Annotated in this window: 11 protein-coding genes and 1 pseudogene; 3 read left to right on the top strand and 9 right to left on the bottom strand. The window is 70.1% G+C overall.

Annotated features, from left to right (window positions below; all coding sequences use genetic code 11):
• From AC1DXV_RS09355 to AC1DXV_RS09385, 7 genes and pseudogenes are all read right to left on the bottom strand, one after another.
• Positions 1–207 (bottom strand): annotated as a pseudogene (locus AC1DXV_RS09355) (ABC transporter permease); the annotation flags it as partial.
• Positions 197–1,171 carry an aliphatic sulfonate ABC transporter substrate-binding protein gene (locus AC1DXV_RS09360; protein WP_477864843.1) on the bottom strand — a complete coding sequence of 325 codons (975 nt, stop codon included), beginning with the start codon at positions 1,169–1,171 and terminating at the stop codon, positions 197–199. The pseudogene AC1DXV_RS09355 and the gene AC1DXV_RS09360, both read right to left, overlap by 11 nt.
• Before the next feature lie 36 nt (positions 1,172–1,207).
• Complete coding sequence (locus AC1DXV_RS09365) at positions 1,208–2,581, bottom strand: LLM class flavin-dependent oxidoreductase (RefSeq protein ID WP_477864842.1); 1,374 nt, start codon at positions 2,579–2,581, stop codon at positions 1,208–1,210.
• Positions 2,578–3,399 carry a MetQ/NlpA family ABC transporter substrate-binding protein gene (locus AC1DXV_RS09370; RefSeq protein ID WP_477864841.1) on the bottom strand — a complete coding sequence of 274 codons (822 nt, stop codon included), beginning with the start codon at positions 3,397–3,399 and terminating at the stop codon, positions 2,578–2,580. The genes AC1DXV_RS09365 and AC1DXV_RS09370 overlap by 4 nt, the downstream gene beginning before the upstream one ends.
• A gap of 26 nt (positions 3,400–3,425) precedes the next feature.
• The gene (locus tag AC1DXV_RS09375) at positions 3,426–4,088 is read right to left on the bottom strand and encodes a methionine ABC transporter permease (RefSeq protein ID WP_477864840.1); all 663 of its coding nucleotides are present in this window, start codon (positions 4,086–4,088) and stop codon (positions 3,426–3,428) included.
• Entirely contained in the window at positions 4,081–4,896 is an 816-nt protein-coding gene (locus AC1DXV_RS09380; protein ID WP_477864839.1) for a methionine ABC transporter ATP-binding protein, read from the bottom strand. Before AC1DXV_RS09380 ends, AC1DXV_RS09375 begins: the two co-directional genes overlap by 8 nt.
• A gap of 7 nt (positions 4,897–4,903) precedes the next feature.
• On the bottom strand, positions 4,904–6,067 hold the full coding sequence (locus AC1DXV_RS09385; RefSeq protein WP_477933319.1) for an acyl-CoA dehydrogenase family protein: 1,164 nt from the start codon (positions 6,065–6,067) through the stop codon (positions 4,904–4,906).
• Here AC1DXV_RS09385 and AC1DXV_RS09390 point away from each other — a divergent pair.
• The 3 genes from AC1DXV_RS09390 (at position 5,981) to AC1DXV_RS09400 (ending at position 10,634) form a co-directional block, all read left to right on the top strand.
• On the top strand, positions 5,981–7,618 hold the full coding sequence (locus AC1DXV_RS09390) for an alpha-hydroxy acid oxidase (RefSeq protein ID WP_477933321.1): 1,638 nt from the start codon (positions 5,981–5,983) through the stop codon (positions 7,616–7,618). The two genes, AC1DXV_RS09385 and AC1DXV_RS09390, sit on opposite strands and share 87 nt — an antisense overlap.
• Positions 7,619–7,792: 174 nt before the next feature.
• A complete protein-coding gene (locus AC1DXV_RS09395; protein WP_477864836.1) occupies positions 7,793–8,236 on the top strand; it encodes a universal stress protein in 444 nt (147 codons plus the stop codon).
• A 265-nt stretch (positions 8,237–8,501) separates the two neighbouring features.
• On the top strand, positions 8,502–10,634 hold the full coding sequence (locus AC1DXV_RS09400; protein WP_477864835.1) for a TonB-dependent siderophore receptor: 2,133 nt from the start codon (positions 8,502–8,504) through the stop codon (positions 10,632–10,634).
• Positions 10,635–10,643: 9 nt separating this feature from the next.
• On the opposite strand, the gene AC1DXV_RS09405 is transcribed toward AC1DXV_RS09400, so the two are convergent.
• Both AC1DXV_RS09405 and AC1DXV_RS09410 read right to left on the bottom strand, forming a co-directional pair.
• On the bottom strand, positions 10,644–12,935 hold the full coding sequence (locus AC1DXV_RS09405) for a putative bifunctional diguanylate cyclase/phosphodiesterase (RefSeq protein WP_477933323.1): 2,292 nt from the start codon (positions 12,933–12,935) through the stop codon (positions 10,644–10,646).
• Complete coding sequence (locus AC1DXV_RS09410) at positions 12,932–14,611, bottom strand: GMC family oxidoreductase (protein ID WP_477871487.1); 1,680 nt, start codon at positions 14,609–14,611, stop codon at positions 12,932–12,934. The genes AC1DXV_RS09405 and AC1DXV_RS09410 overlap by 4 nt, the downstream gene beginning before the upstream one ends.
• Positions 14,612–14,616: the final 5 nt, after the last annotated feature.

Genomic DNA, 14,616 nt, shown 5'->3' on the forward strand with positions numbered 1-14,616 from the left:
GCCCAGGCCGATCAGCGTGCGCAGCACCTCGCTGGGCGGCGGCAGCGCGCGGCTGCCGGACCAGCCGAGCCAGGCCGCCAGCTCGATCGCGCCCAGCACCACGGCCGGCAGCACGAGGCCGACCGGCAGGCGCCAGCGGCGCTTGCTGAGCGGGCGTCGCACCGCCGACGGGGCGGGCGCAGCCGTCAGCGTCAGTTCAGGCGGCACGCTGGATCACGCCGGTCGCGAAGCGGGTGTCGACCAGCTCAGTGATCGTGCGCGTGAGGTCGATGCCCGGCTTGACCAGCTGCTCGTCGAGCAGGATCGGCGCCGCGGCCTGCAGCGCCTTCACATGCTCGGCCGACGGCTGCGGGTTGCTCAGGTCGGTGCGCAGCTTGATCTGCAGCAGCGCGACCTGCAGGCTGACCTTGGCCTCTTCGGACAGGATCTTCGCGGCCTCGCTCTGGTTCGCGAGGATCCACAAGCGAGCGCGTTCGTAGGCCGCGATCACGCGCTTCACGTCGTTCGGGCGTTGCGCGAGCACGTCCTCGCGCACGTTCAGGAAGCCGTAGGTGTTGAACGCGACGTTGCGGTACAGCAGCGTCGATCCTGCATCCAGTTCACTGGCCGCCATCAGCGGATCCAGCCCGGCCCAGGCGTCGACGCGGCCCTGCTCGAGCGCGCTGCGGCCATCGGCATGCTGCAGCGCGACGTGCTCGATGTCGCTGCGCTTCAGCCCCACGCTGTGCAGCGCGCGCAGCAGGAACAGGTACGGGTCGGTGCCCTTGGTCGCCGCGACCTTCCGGCCTTTCAGGTCGGCCAGCGATTTGATCGGCGAGCCCTTCGGCACGACCAGCGCGGTCCATTCCGGGCGCGAGAAGATGTAGGGCGTGCGGATCGGGTTGCCGTTCGCCTTCGCGAGCAGCGCGGCGAGGCCGGCGCTCGAGCCGATGTCGATGCTGTTGCTGTTCAGGTACTCGAGCGCGCGGTTGCTGCCGGCGCTCAGCACCCACTTGACGTTGACGCCATCGCGCTTGAACTCCTCTTCGAGCCAGCCGAAGCGGCGCAGCACCAGGCTGGACGGCGAGTAGTAGGCGTAGTCGAGGCGCAGTTCCTTCGCGTCGGCGGCACGCGCCAGCGCGGGAACGGCCAGGGCAGCAGCGGCGGCTTGCAGGACGGTACGGCGTTTCATCGGCAACTTTCAGGGAAGACGTTCGGAAGAGGGGGGTCAGGCGGCGGCATGCACGGCATCCAGCCGCAGCCGCTTCGCGATGTGGTCGGCACCGAGCCGCGGGCCGCGGCCGAACAGCTGCTCGCGCAGCGTGCCGCCGGCGTACTCGCGGCGGTAGCGGCCGCGCTTCTGCAGCTCCGGCACCACGTGCTCGACGACATCGCGCATCGATTCATGCGCCACCGCGTACGCGAGGTTGAAGCCGTCGACGCCGGTCGCCTCGACCCAGCGCTCCAGCTCGTCGGCCACCTGCACCGCATCGCCGACGATCACCGGCCCGCGGCCGCCGAGGCCGATGAACTGCGCCGCCTCCTGCACCGTCCAGACGCGCGTCGGGTCGGCCTGGTTGAACGACGCGAGCGCGCTGCGGCCGGCCTCGGTGTCGATGTACTCGACCGTCGCGCCGGGCGCGAAGCGGTTGAAGTCGACGCCGGTCCAGCCCGACAGCAGCGCGAGCGAGGCCTCGAGGTCGATGTGCTCGCGGTACCCGGCGTGCTTCGCCTTCGCGGCGGCCTCGTTCTCGCCGGTGACGATCAGCGCCTGCGCATAGATCAGCACGTCGTTGGCCGGGCGGCCCTGCGCCACCAGCGCGGCGCGGATGCCGTCGACGTACTTGCGCACCACCGTGACGCTCGGCCCGCTGACGAACACGCACTCGGCATGGCGCGCCGCGAAGGCCTTGCCGCGCGGCGAGCTGCCGGCCTGGTACAGCACCGGCGTGCGCTGCGGCGACGGCTCGCACAGGTGGATGCCCGGCACCTGGTAGTGCTCGCCGCGGTGGCGGATCGGGTGCACGCGCGCCGGGTCGGTGAAGACGCCGCGCGCCTTGTCGCGCACGACGGCATCGTCCTGCCAGCTGTGTTCCCACAGCTTGTAGACGACCTCCAGGTACTCGTCGGCCACGTCGTAGCGGTCGTCGTGCGCCGGCTGCTGCGGCAGGCCCAGGTTGCGCGCGGCGCTGTCGAGGTAGCCGGTGACGATGTTCCAGCCGATGCGCCCACGCGTCAGGTGGTCGAGCGTGCTGATGCGGCGCGCGAACGGGTAGGGGTGCTCGCAGGTCAGGGCGCAGGTCACGCCGAAGCCGAGGTGCTGCGTCGCCTGCGCCATCAGCGGCACCAGCGCGAGCGGGTCGTTCAGCGGCACCTGCACGCCGTGGCGCAGCGCCGCATCGGCGGCGCCCTGGTACACGTCGTAGACGCCCAGCACGTCGGCCAGGAACACGCCGTCGAAGCGGCCGCGCTCGAGCAGCTGCGCGAGCTCGACCCAATGGTCCGGGTCGGTGTAGCGGTGCGAGCGGTCGCGCGGATGCGTCCACAGCCCGGGCGACTGGTGCCCGACCGTGTTCATCTGGAAGGCGTTGAAACGGATCACTTGCTTGCGAGCGCCTGCTGGTAGTCCGTCTTCACGAAACCCGCGAACTTCGTCTCGGTGATGGCCAGGAATTCCTTCGAGCGGTAGGCCTCGGCGATGTCGCGCACCCACGGGGTGTCCTTGTCCGCGGTGCGCACCGCGACGACGTTCTGGTAGGTCGGGCCGGTCTTCTCGAGCGCGAGCGCCTCGGTCAGCTTCAGGCCCGACGCGAGCGCGAAGTTGCCGTTGACGAACGAGTAGTCGGTGTCGTCCAGCGAGCGCGGCAGCTGCGCGGCCTCGATCGGCACCAGCTTGATCTTCTTGAGGTTGACGGCCACGTCCTTCTCCGAGGCGCGGATCGGGTCGGTGCCCTCGCGCAGCCTGACCCAGCCGATCTCCTGCAGCACCACCAGCGCGCGCGCCGCGTTGGTCGGGTCGTTCGGCAGCGCGACGACGGCGCCTTCCTTCACGTCCAGCGTCTTGTGCTTGCGGCTGTAGATGGCAATGGGCGCGGTCGGCACCTTCAGCAGCTCGCTGATCGCGAGCTTGTTCTCGGTCGCGAACTTCGTCAGGTAGACGATGTGCTGGAACGCGTTCGCGTCGAGCGCGCCCTGGGCCAGCGCGTGGTTCGGCTGGATGTAGTCGTTGAACTCGACGACCTTCACGGTGTAGCCCTTCTTCTCGAGCAGCGGCTTGATGCCGAGCTTGATCTGGTCGGCGTACGGGCCGGCGGTGGCGCCGAACACGAGCTCCTTCTTCTGCTGGGCGGCCGCGGCCAGCGCGACGGCGGAGAGGGCGACGGCGAGCAGCGTGCGTCGCGCGAGGAAGGCGAGGGACATGAGGGGTACTCCTTGGGAAATGAAACTCAGCGCTTGTCCAGCCGCCGCGCGAGGGTGTTGCCCACCAGCTGGATCGCCTGCACCAGCACGATCAGGATCGCGACGGTGAGCACCATCACGTCGGTCTGGAAGCGGTAGTAGCCGTAGCGGATCGCGAGGTCGCCGATGCCGCCGCCGCCGACCACGCCGGCCACCGCCGAGTACGACAGGAAGCTGATCGCGAGCACGGTCAGCGCGAGCACCAGGCCCGAGCGCGCCTCGACGATCAGCACGCGCCAGATGACCTGCAGCTCGGAGGCGCCCATCGCGTGCGCCGCCTCGATCACGCCGCGCGGCACGTCGCGCAGGTTCTGCTCGACCAGGCGCGCGAAGTACGGGATCGCCGCGAACGACAGCGGCACCGCGGCGGCCACCGGCCCGATCGAGCTGCCGGCGATCACGCGGGTGAAGGGCACCAGCGCGACCAGCAGGATGATGAACGGGAACGAGCGCACGGTGTTCACCGCCCAGCTGACGACGGCGAACAGCGGGCGATTCGCGAGCGACTGGCCGGGGCCGAGCAGGAACAGCCAGATGCCGAGCGGCCCGCCGAGCAGCACCGCGGCCGACAGGCCGATGGCGAGCATCAGCAGCGTCTGGCCGAGCGCGGTGCCCAGCTCGGGAAGGATGGCGACGATGTTCTCAGGCATACGCGGCCTCCTCTTGCGGCGGCGCGGCGACCAGGCGTGCGAGCGCACGGCCGAGCGCGGTCTTGCGCGCGGCGCCGGTCTCGGCGAGCGCGAACTGCTCGGCCACCGCGCCGTCCTCGATCACCGCGACGTGGCGGCACAGCGTGTGCACCACCGCCAGCTCGTGCGTGACGATCACGATGGTCACGCCGAGGCGGGCGTTGATGTCGCGCAGCGTGGCCAGCAGCGATTGCGTGGTCTCGGCGTCGAGGGCCGAAGTCGGCTCGTCGCACAGCAGCACCGAGGGTCGCGAGGCCAGCGCGCGGGCGATCGCGACGCGCTGCTTCTGGCCGCCCGACAGCTGCGCCGGGTGCACGTCGACCTTCTCGTCCAGGCCCACCAGCGCCAGGCAATCGTGCACGCGCTGCTCGATCTCGGCGGCGCGCCAGCGGCCGTGGATGCGCAGCGGGAACGCGACGTTGTCGAACACGCTCGCGTTCTGCAGCAGGTTGAACTGCTGGAAGATCATGCCGATGCCCTGGCGCGCCTCGCGCAACTCGCGCTTGCCGAGCGCCGTCAGCTCGCGGCCGTCGACCGTGACGCTGCCGTGGTCGGGCCGCTCCAGCAGGTTGATCAGCCGCAGCAGCGTCGACTTGCCTGCACCGCTCTTGCCGACCAGCCCGAAGATGTCGCCCTGGCGGACCTGCAGCGAGACGTTCTTCACCGCATCGAAGCGGGTGCCGTTGGGCAGCGCGAAGCTCTTGCTCAAGCCGTCTAGGCGGATCAGCGGCGGCGGCAGGCCGGGGTCGAGGTTCTGGATGTTGCTCATGAGGGAATCACGAGTAGGCGGTCGGCTCGGGGATCTGCCCGTTCAGCACGTAGCGGCCGATGTCGCGCAGCTTGTAGTCGATCGGGTCGTGCAGCGTGTGCACGCGGGCGTTGCGCCAGAAGCGGTCGAGCCCGAAGCGCTGCGAGGTGGAGCGCGCGCCGGTCAGCTCGAACAGCTGCGAGCTGACCTCGAGGCCGGCGCGGTGCGACAGGGCCTTCGCCTCGGCGACCGCGATCGCGACCTCGCCGCGCTCGGCGGGGGTCAGCGCCGGGCCCTGGCGCAGCGCCTGGTCGAGCCGCTTGCTTGCTTCATCGGCCAGCGCGATCGCGGGGCGCAGCAGCAGCCACAGCTCGCCGTAGCGGTGCTGGATGAACGGGTCGTCGATGGCCTGCGCGACACCGGCAGCGAACCAGGGCTTGCTCGATTCGCGGGTGTAGCGGCGGGCCTCGTCGAACGCGCCGAGGCCGATGCCGAGGTACAGGTTCGCCATGATCAGCTGCGCCACCTGCGAGCGCAGCGTGGCGCGCGCGGTGGGCACGACGCCGGGCGCCTGCAGCACCTCGTCGTGCGAGATCCGCACCTGGTGGAACGCGACGTTGCCGCTGTCGGTCTGGCGCTGGCCGAAGGCATCCCAGTCGGCCTGCACGCTGACGCCTTCGCGCCGCGTCGGCACGGCGGCGATCAGCGCCGTCTGCGTCGGCTCGTGCCAGGCAGAGATCGTCAGCTGGTCGGAACCGACCGAGCCCGACGCGAAGCTCTTGAGGCCGTCGATCACGAAGCCGCCGTCGACCTCGCGGGCGAGCGTGCGCTTGTCGAGTGGGTTCAGCGCATTGCCCCAGAAGAGGTGTTCGTCGACGGTCCGGCGCAACAGCGTGCGCTGCTGGTCGGCGCTGCCGTACAGCAGCACGCCGGCGAGCTGCAGGTGGTGGAAGCCGAACAGGTGGGCGAGGGCGCTGTCGACCTGCGCGAGCTGGCGCAGCACGGCGTAGAAGGTGGGCCAGTCGGCGCCGAGGCCGCCGAGCTCGCGCGGGATCGTGAGGGTCAGCAGGCCGCTCGCGCGGATGTGTTCGCGCTCGGTGGCGGCATGGCCGCCGGCCTGGTCGCGTTCGACCGCGGTGGCGGCGAGCTGCTGGACGAGCGTGGCGGTGGCGGCAGCGATTCGCTCATGCACGTCGGCATGGCGGGACAACGGGAAAACCTGGGACATCGTGGGCCGCAGTGTCGAGGGCGGACATCGCGCGGCGAACGAAGGAAAACGCGGCTCGATCTGCAGTTTGCGATGAAGCGGGCGGAAGAGCTCGGTTCAAGCTCTTCGAACAGAGGCTTCAGAAATTTCGGATACTCATGTTCACGTGGTCCCCGACCATCCGATGCCGCATGCATGAATGAGGAAGCACCCTTGAACGTCTCACGCACCAACCTTGCTCTCGCCGATCGCGCGCGGGCTCGCCGCCGCTTGCTGCAGTTCCTGGCGGGCAGTCCCTTGCTGGCCGGCTCCGCAGCCCCGGGCGTGATCGCCGCCCTGGCGGCGACGCTGACCGATGCGGCGTCGGCGCAGAGCTATGACGTGCTGCGCGGCCAGACACGCAAGGTCGGCGACATCATCGAAGCACCCGAAGACGCGCTCAACGTGATGGACTTCGAGCCGGCGGCTCGAAAGGCGCTGCAGGCCCAGGGCGCTCCTGCGCACTGGGGCTACATGGCCACCGGCGTCGATGACGACGCCACGCTGCGCGCGAATCATGACGACTACGACAAGCTCCGCATCAAGGTGCGGCGGCTGGTCGACGCGCGCAAGATCGACACGCGGATCCGCCTGTTCGGCGCCGAGTACGCCAGCCCGATCTTTCTGTCGCCGGTGAGCAGCCAGGGTGCATTCCACCCCGAAGCCGAGATCCCGGTCGCACGCGCGGCGGGCGCGAGGAAGCAGCTGATGGTTCTGTCGACCTCCAGCAATTCGTCGGCCGCCGACGTGGCCAAGGCGCACGGCGCCCCGATCTGGTTCCAGCTCTACCCCACCGACGACTGGGACGTGACCCGGGCGCTCGTCAAGCGTGCCGAAGAGGCCGGGGCGACCGCCATCGTGCTGACGGTGGACCGGCAGGGCGGGCGCAACACCGAGACGCTGTTCCGTGCGCGCAGGCAGGACGACCGGCAGTGCGTCGCCTGCCATGCCGGCGGCTTCAAGAACGAGGTCTCGCGCAAGCCCGCGTTCAACGACATCGACGTGTCGCACGTGACCAACCTGTACGGGACAGGCATGACCTGGGACTTCGTCGCCAAGCTGCGTGCCGCGACCAAGGCGAAGGTCGTCCTGAAGGGCATCATGACCGGTGAGGACGCTGCTCGCGCGGTGCGGGCCGGCGTCGACGGCATCATCGTGTCCAACCATGGCGGCCGCGCGGAAGAGAGCTTCCAGTCGACGATCGGCGCGCTGCCCGAAGTCGTCAAGGCGGTCGCCGGCAAGATCCCGGTGCTGGTCGACGGCGGAGTCCGCCGCGGCACCGACGCCTACAAGGCATTGGCACTGGGCGCGACGGCGGTCGGCATCGGGCGCCCCTACTGCTGGGGGCTCGCGGCCTTCGGCGAACCGGGCGTCGCGGCCGTGCTCGGCATCCTGCAGCGCGAGTTCGAGACCATCATGCGTCAAACCGGGGCGACCCGGCTGAAAGAGATCACCGCCGCGACGGTCGCTGCCGGCCCGTCGTTCGCCTCGCGATGATCACACGTGAGCGGGCGAGGGCGCTGTCGACCTGCGCGAGCTGGCGCAGCACGCCGTAGGAGGTGGGCCAGTCGGCGCCGAGGCCGCCGAGCTGGCGCGGGATCGTGAGGGTCAGCAGGCCGCATGAACTTGCGTGCGCGGCTCAGGTATCGGCGCTGGTGCAAGATGTGGCGCATGTACCAACACATCCTCGTCCCCATCGACGGCAGCGACACCTCCAACCGCGGCCTCGACGAAGCGATCCGCCTCGCGAAGCTGACCGGCGCGACGCTGCGCCTGATCCACATGGTCGACGAGTTGAGCTTCGCGACCGGCTTCGGCGGCTACGCGGGCGATGTGGCCGGCGTGCTGAAGAGCGCCGGCAACGAGGTGCTGGCCCAGGGCCAGGCGCGCGCAGCGGCGGCCGGCGTCGCGGCCGAGGTCGCGCTGTTCGAGACGATGCAGCGCCGGCTGGCCGACGTGGTGGTCGACGAGATCGGCCGCTGGCCGGCCGACCTGGTCGTGGTCGGCACGCACGGCCGCCGCGGCATCGGCCGCTGGGTGCTGGGCAGCGACGCCGAGCAGATCCTGCGCAGCTCGCCGGTGCCGGTGCTGCTGGTGCGGCCGCCAGCAGATTGATCGGCATTGAGCCGGCGTCGCGCCGACAAGACAATCGACTGCGTTTCAAGGCGCTTTGTTGAGAACAATTCTCATTAGCCTGTAGACTTGCCCGCCAGGAGCGCCGGCAAACCGCCATCCCCATTGCGGGATGGGTGCGGGCAAACCCAACCCACCGCCACCACGACAGCACGCGTCCGGCATCGGCCCGCGTGGCGCAGCCCTGCCCGACAAGACGCGGCGTCCAGCGCATCTCGACCTCGACATCGCATTTGGAGAAGTACCCGTGAACCACCCCTTCCTGATGACGGCCTGCGCCATCGCCGCCTGCGTGGCGCTGGGCGATGCCCGTGCGCAAGACGCCAGGCCCGAAGAAACCAAGCCGCCCGAAGCCGCGCTCGACAAGGTCTCGGTGACCGGCAAGCGCGTGCACCGCGTCTCCAAGGGCGCCACCGGCCTGCCGATGGACGTGAAGGAAACGCCGCAGACCATCAGCACCATCGATCAGGGCGAGATGGCCGATTTCGGCCTGACCGGCAGCAATGAAGCGCTGGGCCTGGCCACCGGCATCAACGTCGAGCAGTACGAGACCAACCGGGCGACCTTCAATGCGCGCGGCTTCGAGATCCAGCTGACGCAGGTCGACGGCCTGGGCATGACCAACTCCTGGGGCACCGTGGTCGGCCGCGAGGACACCTTCCTGTTCGAGCGCATCGAGTTGATCCGCGGCGCCAACGGGCTGCTCACCGGCGTGGGCAACGCGTCGGGCACGATCAACTACGTGCGCAAGCGCCCGAAGAACGAGGACGGCGGCGAGGCCAACGTGACGCTCGGCTCCTACGGCCTCAAGCGCGTGGCGCTCGACTACAACAAGGTGCTGGCCGAAGACGGCTCCTGGGCCGGCCGCTTCGTGGTGGCCCACGAGGACAAGAACTCCTGGATCCGCGACCTCCACAACGAGCGCACCTCCCTTTACGGCGTGGTCGACGGCCAGATCGGCACCGACGGCATCCTGACGCTGGGCGTCACCGCGGTCGACGCGAAGCAGGACTCACCGATGTGGGGCTCGCTGACGCTGTTGCGCTCCGACGGCACCCAGGCCGATGTCGACGTCGGCTCGTCCACCTCGCAGAAGTGGACCTACTGGAACAACAAGTCGTACAACGCCTTCGTCGAGTACGCCCACCACCTGACCCCGGACTGGGAAGCCAAGGCGACCTACAACTACCGCCACGGCAACGAATCGACGCGCCTGCTGTATGCGTACTCGCTGAGCGGCGTGCTGAACCCGGACAACACCGGCCTGGTGGGCTGGCCCTACCGCAGCGAAGGCAGCTCGGACAACCAGGTGCTGGACGTCAACCTCAACGGCGAGTTCTCCGCGTTCGGGCGCCAGCACAGCCTGCTGGTCGGCCTGAGCCAGTCGCGGGAGAAGACCGCCGTCGACAGCTACCAGGCGCTGACCCACGCGGCCGACCCGCTGCCGGCCTTCCCGTATGGCGGCGACGTGTATGCCGAACCGGACTGGGGCCCGCGCCTGCCCAGCACGCGCGGCGAGCAGACGCTGACCCGCCTGTACGCGGCCTCGCACATCGCGCTGACCGATTCGCTGAAGGGCGTCATCGGCGTGAACGCGGTGCGCCTCGCGCGCGAGGGGGCCTCGATCTACGGCAGCACTGCGACCAACACCGACTACCCCGTCACGAAGGAGACCAGCCCCTACGTCGGCCTCACCTACGACTTCACGCCCGACGTGCTCGGCTACGTGTCGTACTCGGACATCTTCCAGAACCAGGACCAGACCGACCACGACGGCAAGTACCTGGACCCGATGAAGGGCGTCAACACCGAGCTCGGCGTGAAGGCCGAGTGGCTCGACAAGGCGCTGTTGACGACCTTCGCCGTGTTCACCGCGAAGCAGAACGGCCTGGCGACCTACGCCGGAGCCATCACCGACGTGCCCACCGACGACCCGCGCTACAACCAGTCCTGGTACGAGGGCAAGGACGTGAAGTCGAAGGGCTTCGAGTTCGAAGCCACCGGCCGCGTCGCCCGCAACACCCGGCTGACCTTCGGCTACACCCGCCTGATCCTGACCGGCCCGGACGGCAACGACATCTACGAATGGGTGCCGCGCAACACCGTCAACTTCCGCATCGACAACCGCGTGTCGGCGCTGCCGGCCCTGCGCGTGGGCGCCGGCGGCCGCTGGCAATCGGACGTGAGCAAGAACGGCAGCGCGAAGCAGGGGGCCTTCCTGGTGGCCAACGCCTTCGCCGCGTATGAGCTGACCCCCGCCGCCACCGTGCGGCTGAGCCTCAACAACGTGTTCGACAAGAAGTACGTCACCGGGCTGGCCTACGGCGCGATCTACGGCTCGCCGCGCACGGTGGCGGTGTCGCTCGAGTACAAGCTCTGACCCGGGGTCTCAGGGTGGCGTAAGCGGGGTCCCCGGATTGGCATCCGGGCTGCGCATCTCCGCGAGCCAGCGCGCAGCCTCTTCCGGCGACAGCGGCCGCGCGTACAGGTAGCCCTGCAGCACGTCGCAACCGGCGGCCGTCGCGGCGCGCGCGTGCTCGCGCGTCTCGACGCCTTCGGCCACCACGTCCAGGCGCAGTGCCGACGCCAGGTCGCAGATCGCCTTGACCACCGCGGTCGCGTCCGGCGCCGGCATCGGGTCGATCAGGCTGCGGTCGATCTTCACGGTGCGCAGCGGCAGGCTGCGCAGCATGTTCAGCGACGAGAAGCCGGTGCCGAAGTCGTCCAGCGCCACTTCGACGCCGTGCGCCCGCATCTGCCGGATCTGCTCGCGCGCCTGCTCCATGTAGGTCACTGCCGCGCTCTCGGTGATCTCGAGCGTCAGCAGCGCCGGCGGCACGTCGAAGTGCCGCAGCGTGCGCAGCACCAGCTCCGGGAAGCCCGGGTCGAGCAGCTGCAGCGGCGACACGTTCACCGCCACCGGCACCGTCTTGCCGAAGGCGCCGCGCCACTCCGAGATCTGCTGGCAGGCCTGCGTCAGGATCAGGTTGCCGAGCGGCCCGATCAGCCCGGTGCGCTCGGCCGCCGGGATGAACTCCATCGGGCTGATGCGCCCGAGCCCCGGCCGGTCCCAGCGCACCAGCGCCTCGAAGCCGACCAGCGTCTTGTTCTGCGCATCCACCTTCGGCTGGTAGACCAGGCAGAACTCGTCGTTCTTCATGCCCGCCCGCAGCGCCTGCTCGGCATCGAGCGATGCGCCCGAGCCGCGCTCGAAGCGCTCTTCGGCGAACTGCACCGAGGTGCCCGGCGTGCGCTTGGCCTCGTGCATCGCCGCATTGGCCGCGCGCAGCAGCGCCTCGGGCTCGCGCGCGGTGGCCGGGTAGGTCGCCATGCCCATCGACACGTCGAGGAAGAACTCGTGCTGCGGCAGCGCGAGTGGTTGCATCAGCAGCTGCCGCACCGCCTGCGCGACGTTCTGCGCGGTGCGGTCGCTCTCGCTGCCCGGCGCGAGCAGCGCGAACTCGTCCTCGCCCAGGCGCATCACCTCGGCGCGCCCCGCCAGGGCCTTGTGCAACGCGGTCGCCAGCGAGCGCAGCACCGCATCGCCGATCGACGGGCCGTGCGCCTCGTTGAAGAGCTTGAAGCGGTCGACGTCCATCAGCACCAGCGCGAACGGCGTCGGCAGCTCCGCGCCGCACAGGTCGCGCAGCCGCTGCAGCAGCGCGACGCGGTTCGGCAGGCCAGTCAGCTCGTCGTGCGTCGCCTGGTACAGCATGGCCTGCGCCGCGTCGTGCTGCGCGGTCTCGTCGGTCACCACCACCTGCTCGGCCGGGCGGCCGTCCCAGTCGATGCGCCAGGCGCTGAAGCGCAGCTGGATCGGCGTGCCGTCGAAGCGGTAGCGCATGCCCTGCCAGCTGGCTTGGCGCAGTTCGCCGGCGATGATCTTGCGGTGGCGGTCGCGCGCCTGCTCGCGCTCCTCGGGCGGCATCGTCGCCTCGCGCCACAGCGTCAGCACCTCGGTCAGCGCATTCAGGCCGTAGATCTTCAGCAGCGCCGGGTTGGCGTACAGCAGGTCTTCGCCGCGCACCACCGCGACGCCCTGGTGCGAATGCTCGGTGAGCTGCAGGAAGCGGTCGCGCAGCCGGCGCGATTCTTCATTCGAGCGGCGCACCGCGGCGTGCAGCAGCGCGAGGCCGAGCGTCAGCCGCAGCATCGCCGCCACCGTGGCCTGCAGCGTGATGCCGGCCGGGCCGAAGAACACGAAGGTGAACTGGTTGATGCCCAGCAGCATCAGCAGCAGCCCGGCCAGGCGCTCTGAACCGCCATGCCGCCACAGCCAGACGGTGGCCACCAGGCCGGCGGCGACGTGCAGGCTCGCACTCACCGCCTGCGCCGCCTGCACGTTCAGCGGCACCAGCAGCGCCGCCACCAGCAGCAGCACCGCGCCGAGCGCGAAGGCCTCGGCGCGGCTCGGCGCGCGGCCGGCCAGGCGGGCGCTGCCGACCAGCAGCAGCGACAGGTACAGCGCCGACACGCCGACGATCACGACCGTGCCCAGCGCGCCGACGACACCGTCGTTCTGCGCCTGCATCAGGTAGGCGGCGGGAATCATCGCCTGGCTCGCGAACGCCCAGCCGAGGTCGCGCGAGAACAGCTGCGCCCGGTCGCTGCGCCAGGCGAGCAGCAGCGCCCAGCCGACGATCAGGTTGACGCAGGCATTGATGGCGAGGGCGAGCGTCACGTGCGGTTCGCTTCCTCGCGGATCCAGTGGGCGGCGCGCTCGGCGATCATCAGCGTCGGCGAGTTGGTGTTGCCGCTGGTGATGGTGGGCATCACGCTGGCATCGGCGATGCGCAGCCGCTTGACGCCATGCACGCGCAACTGTGCATCGACGACCGCGGCGGGGTCGCTCGCCGGCCCCATCTTCGCGGTGCCGACCGGGTGGAAGATGGTGGTGCCGATGTCGCCGGCCAGCCGCGCGAGTTCGTCATCGCTCTCGAACTGCAGGCCCGGCCTGATCTCCTTCGGGTGGTAGGGCGCGAGCGCCGGCTGCGCGACGATGCGGCGCGTGACGCGCAGCGAGCCGGCCGCGACGCGGCGGTCTTCGTCGGTGCTCAGGTAGTTGGCCCGGATCGACGGGGCCACCGCGGCGTCGCCGCTGCGGATGTCGATGCGGCCGCGGCTCGTCGGGTTCAGGTTGCAGACGCTCGCGGTGAACGCGTTGAAGCGGTGCAGCGGCTGGCCGAATGCATCGAGCGACAGCGGCTGCACGTGGTACTGCAGGTTGGCATGGGGCTGCGCCGCATCGCTGCGCGTGAACGCGCCGAGCTGCGACGGCGCCATGCTCATCGGGCCGCTGCGGCGCAGCAGGTACTCGGCGCCGATCATCGCCTTGCCCCACAGCGAGTTCGCCATCGCGTTCAGCGTGCGCACGCCGTCGACCTCGTAGACGGCGCGGATCTGCAGGTGATCCTGCAGGTTGCCGCCGACGCCGGGCGCATCGCGCATCACCATCAGGCCGTGCTGTTGCAGCAGCGCGCGCGGGCCGATCCCCGACAACTGCAGCAGCTGCGGCGTGCCGACCGCGCCGGTGCACAGGATCACCTCGCGCGCCGCGCGGGCCCGCACGCGCTCGCCGCCGCCCTGCGGGATCACCTCGACGCCGTTCGCCTCCGGCACGCCGTCCCACGAACCGTCGCTCGGCCCGGGCTCGATCAGCAGGCGGGCGATCTGTGCGCCGGTCCACACCTGCAGGTTCGGCCGGCGCAGCACTGGCCGCAGGAAGGCCTTGGCCGCATTCCAGCGGATGCCGCTGCGCTGGTTGACGTCGAAATAGCCGACGCCTTCGTTGTCGCCGCGGTTGAAGTCATTGCTGTGCGGGATGCCGGCCTGCTGCGCCGCCTGCGCGAACGCGTCGAGGATCTCCCAGCGCAGGCGCTGCTTCTCGACGCGCCATTCGCCGCCGGCCCGCTGGCCGCTGCGGTCGAAACCGGGTGCGGCATGGAATTCGTCGGCGCCCTTGTGGAAATCCTCGTGCTGCTTGAAGAACGGCAGGCACTCGCTCCAGCTCCAGCCGGGGTTGCCGAGCGCACCCCAGTGATCGTAGTCGCGGGCCTGGCCGCGCATGTAGATCATGCCGTTGATGCTGGAGCTGCCGCCCAGCACCTTGCCGCGCGGGTAGCGCAGCGAACGGCCGTTCAGGCCCGGGTCTTCGTCGGTGTGGTACAGCCAGTCGGTGCGCGGGTTGCCGATGCAGTACAGGTAGCCGACCGGGATGTGGATCCACAGGTAGTCGTCGTTGCCGCCGGCCTCGATCAGCAGCACGCTCTTGCTCGGGTCGGCACTCAGCCGGTTGGCCAGCAGGCAGCCGGCCGTGCCGGCGCCGCAGACGATGTAGTCGTAGGTGATCTCGCGCATCGGGT

Source organism: Rhizobacter sp. P3_C12, assembly GCF_056402735.1.

Excerpts from the sequence above, each read along its gene's own strand:
- AC1DXV_RS09375 (WP_477864840.1), bottom strand. The coding sequence starts at position 4,088 with ATGCCTGAGAACATCGTCGCCATCCTTCCCGAGCTGGGCACCGCGCTC.
- AC1DXV_RS09380 (WP_477864839.1), bottom strand. The coding sequence starts at position 4,896 with ATGAGCAACATCCAGAACCTCGACCCCGGCCTGCCGCCGCCGCTGATC.
- AC1DXV_RS09395 (WP_477864836.1), top strand. The coding sequence starts at position 7,793 with ATGTACCAACACATCCTCGTCCCCATCGACGGCAGCGACACCTCCAAC.
- AC1DXV_RS09390 (WP_477933321.1), top strand. The coding sequence starts at position 5,981 with ATGGCCGCCGGCCTGGTCGCGTTCGACCGCGGTGGCGGCGAGCTGCTG.
- AC1DXV_RS09360 (WP_477864843.1), bottom strand. The coding sequence starts at position 1,171 with ATGAAACGCCGTACCGTCCTGCAAGCCGCCGCTGCTGCCCTGGCCGTT.
- AC1DXV_RS09370 (WP_477864841.1), bottom strand. The coding sequence starts at position 3,399 with ATGTCCCTCGCCTTCCTCGCGCGACGCACGCTGCTCGCCGTCGCCCTC.
- AC1DXV_RS09410 (WP_477871487.1), bottom strand. The coding sequence starts at position 14,611 with ATGCGCGAGATCACCTACGACTACATCGTCTGCGGCGCCGGCACGGCC.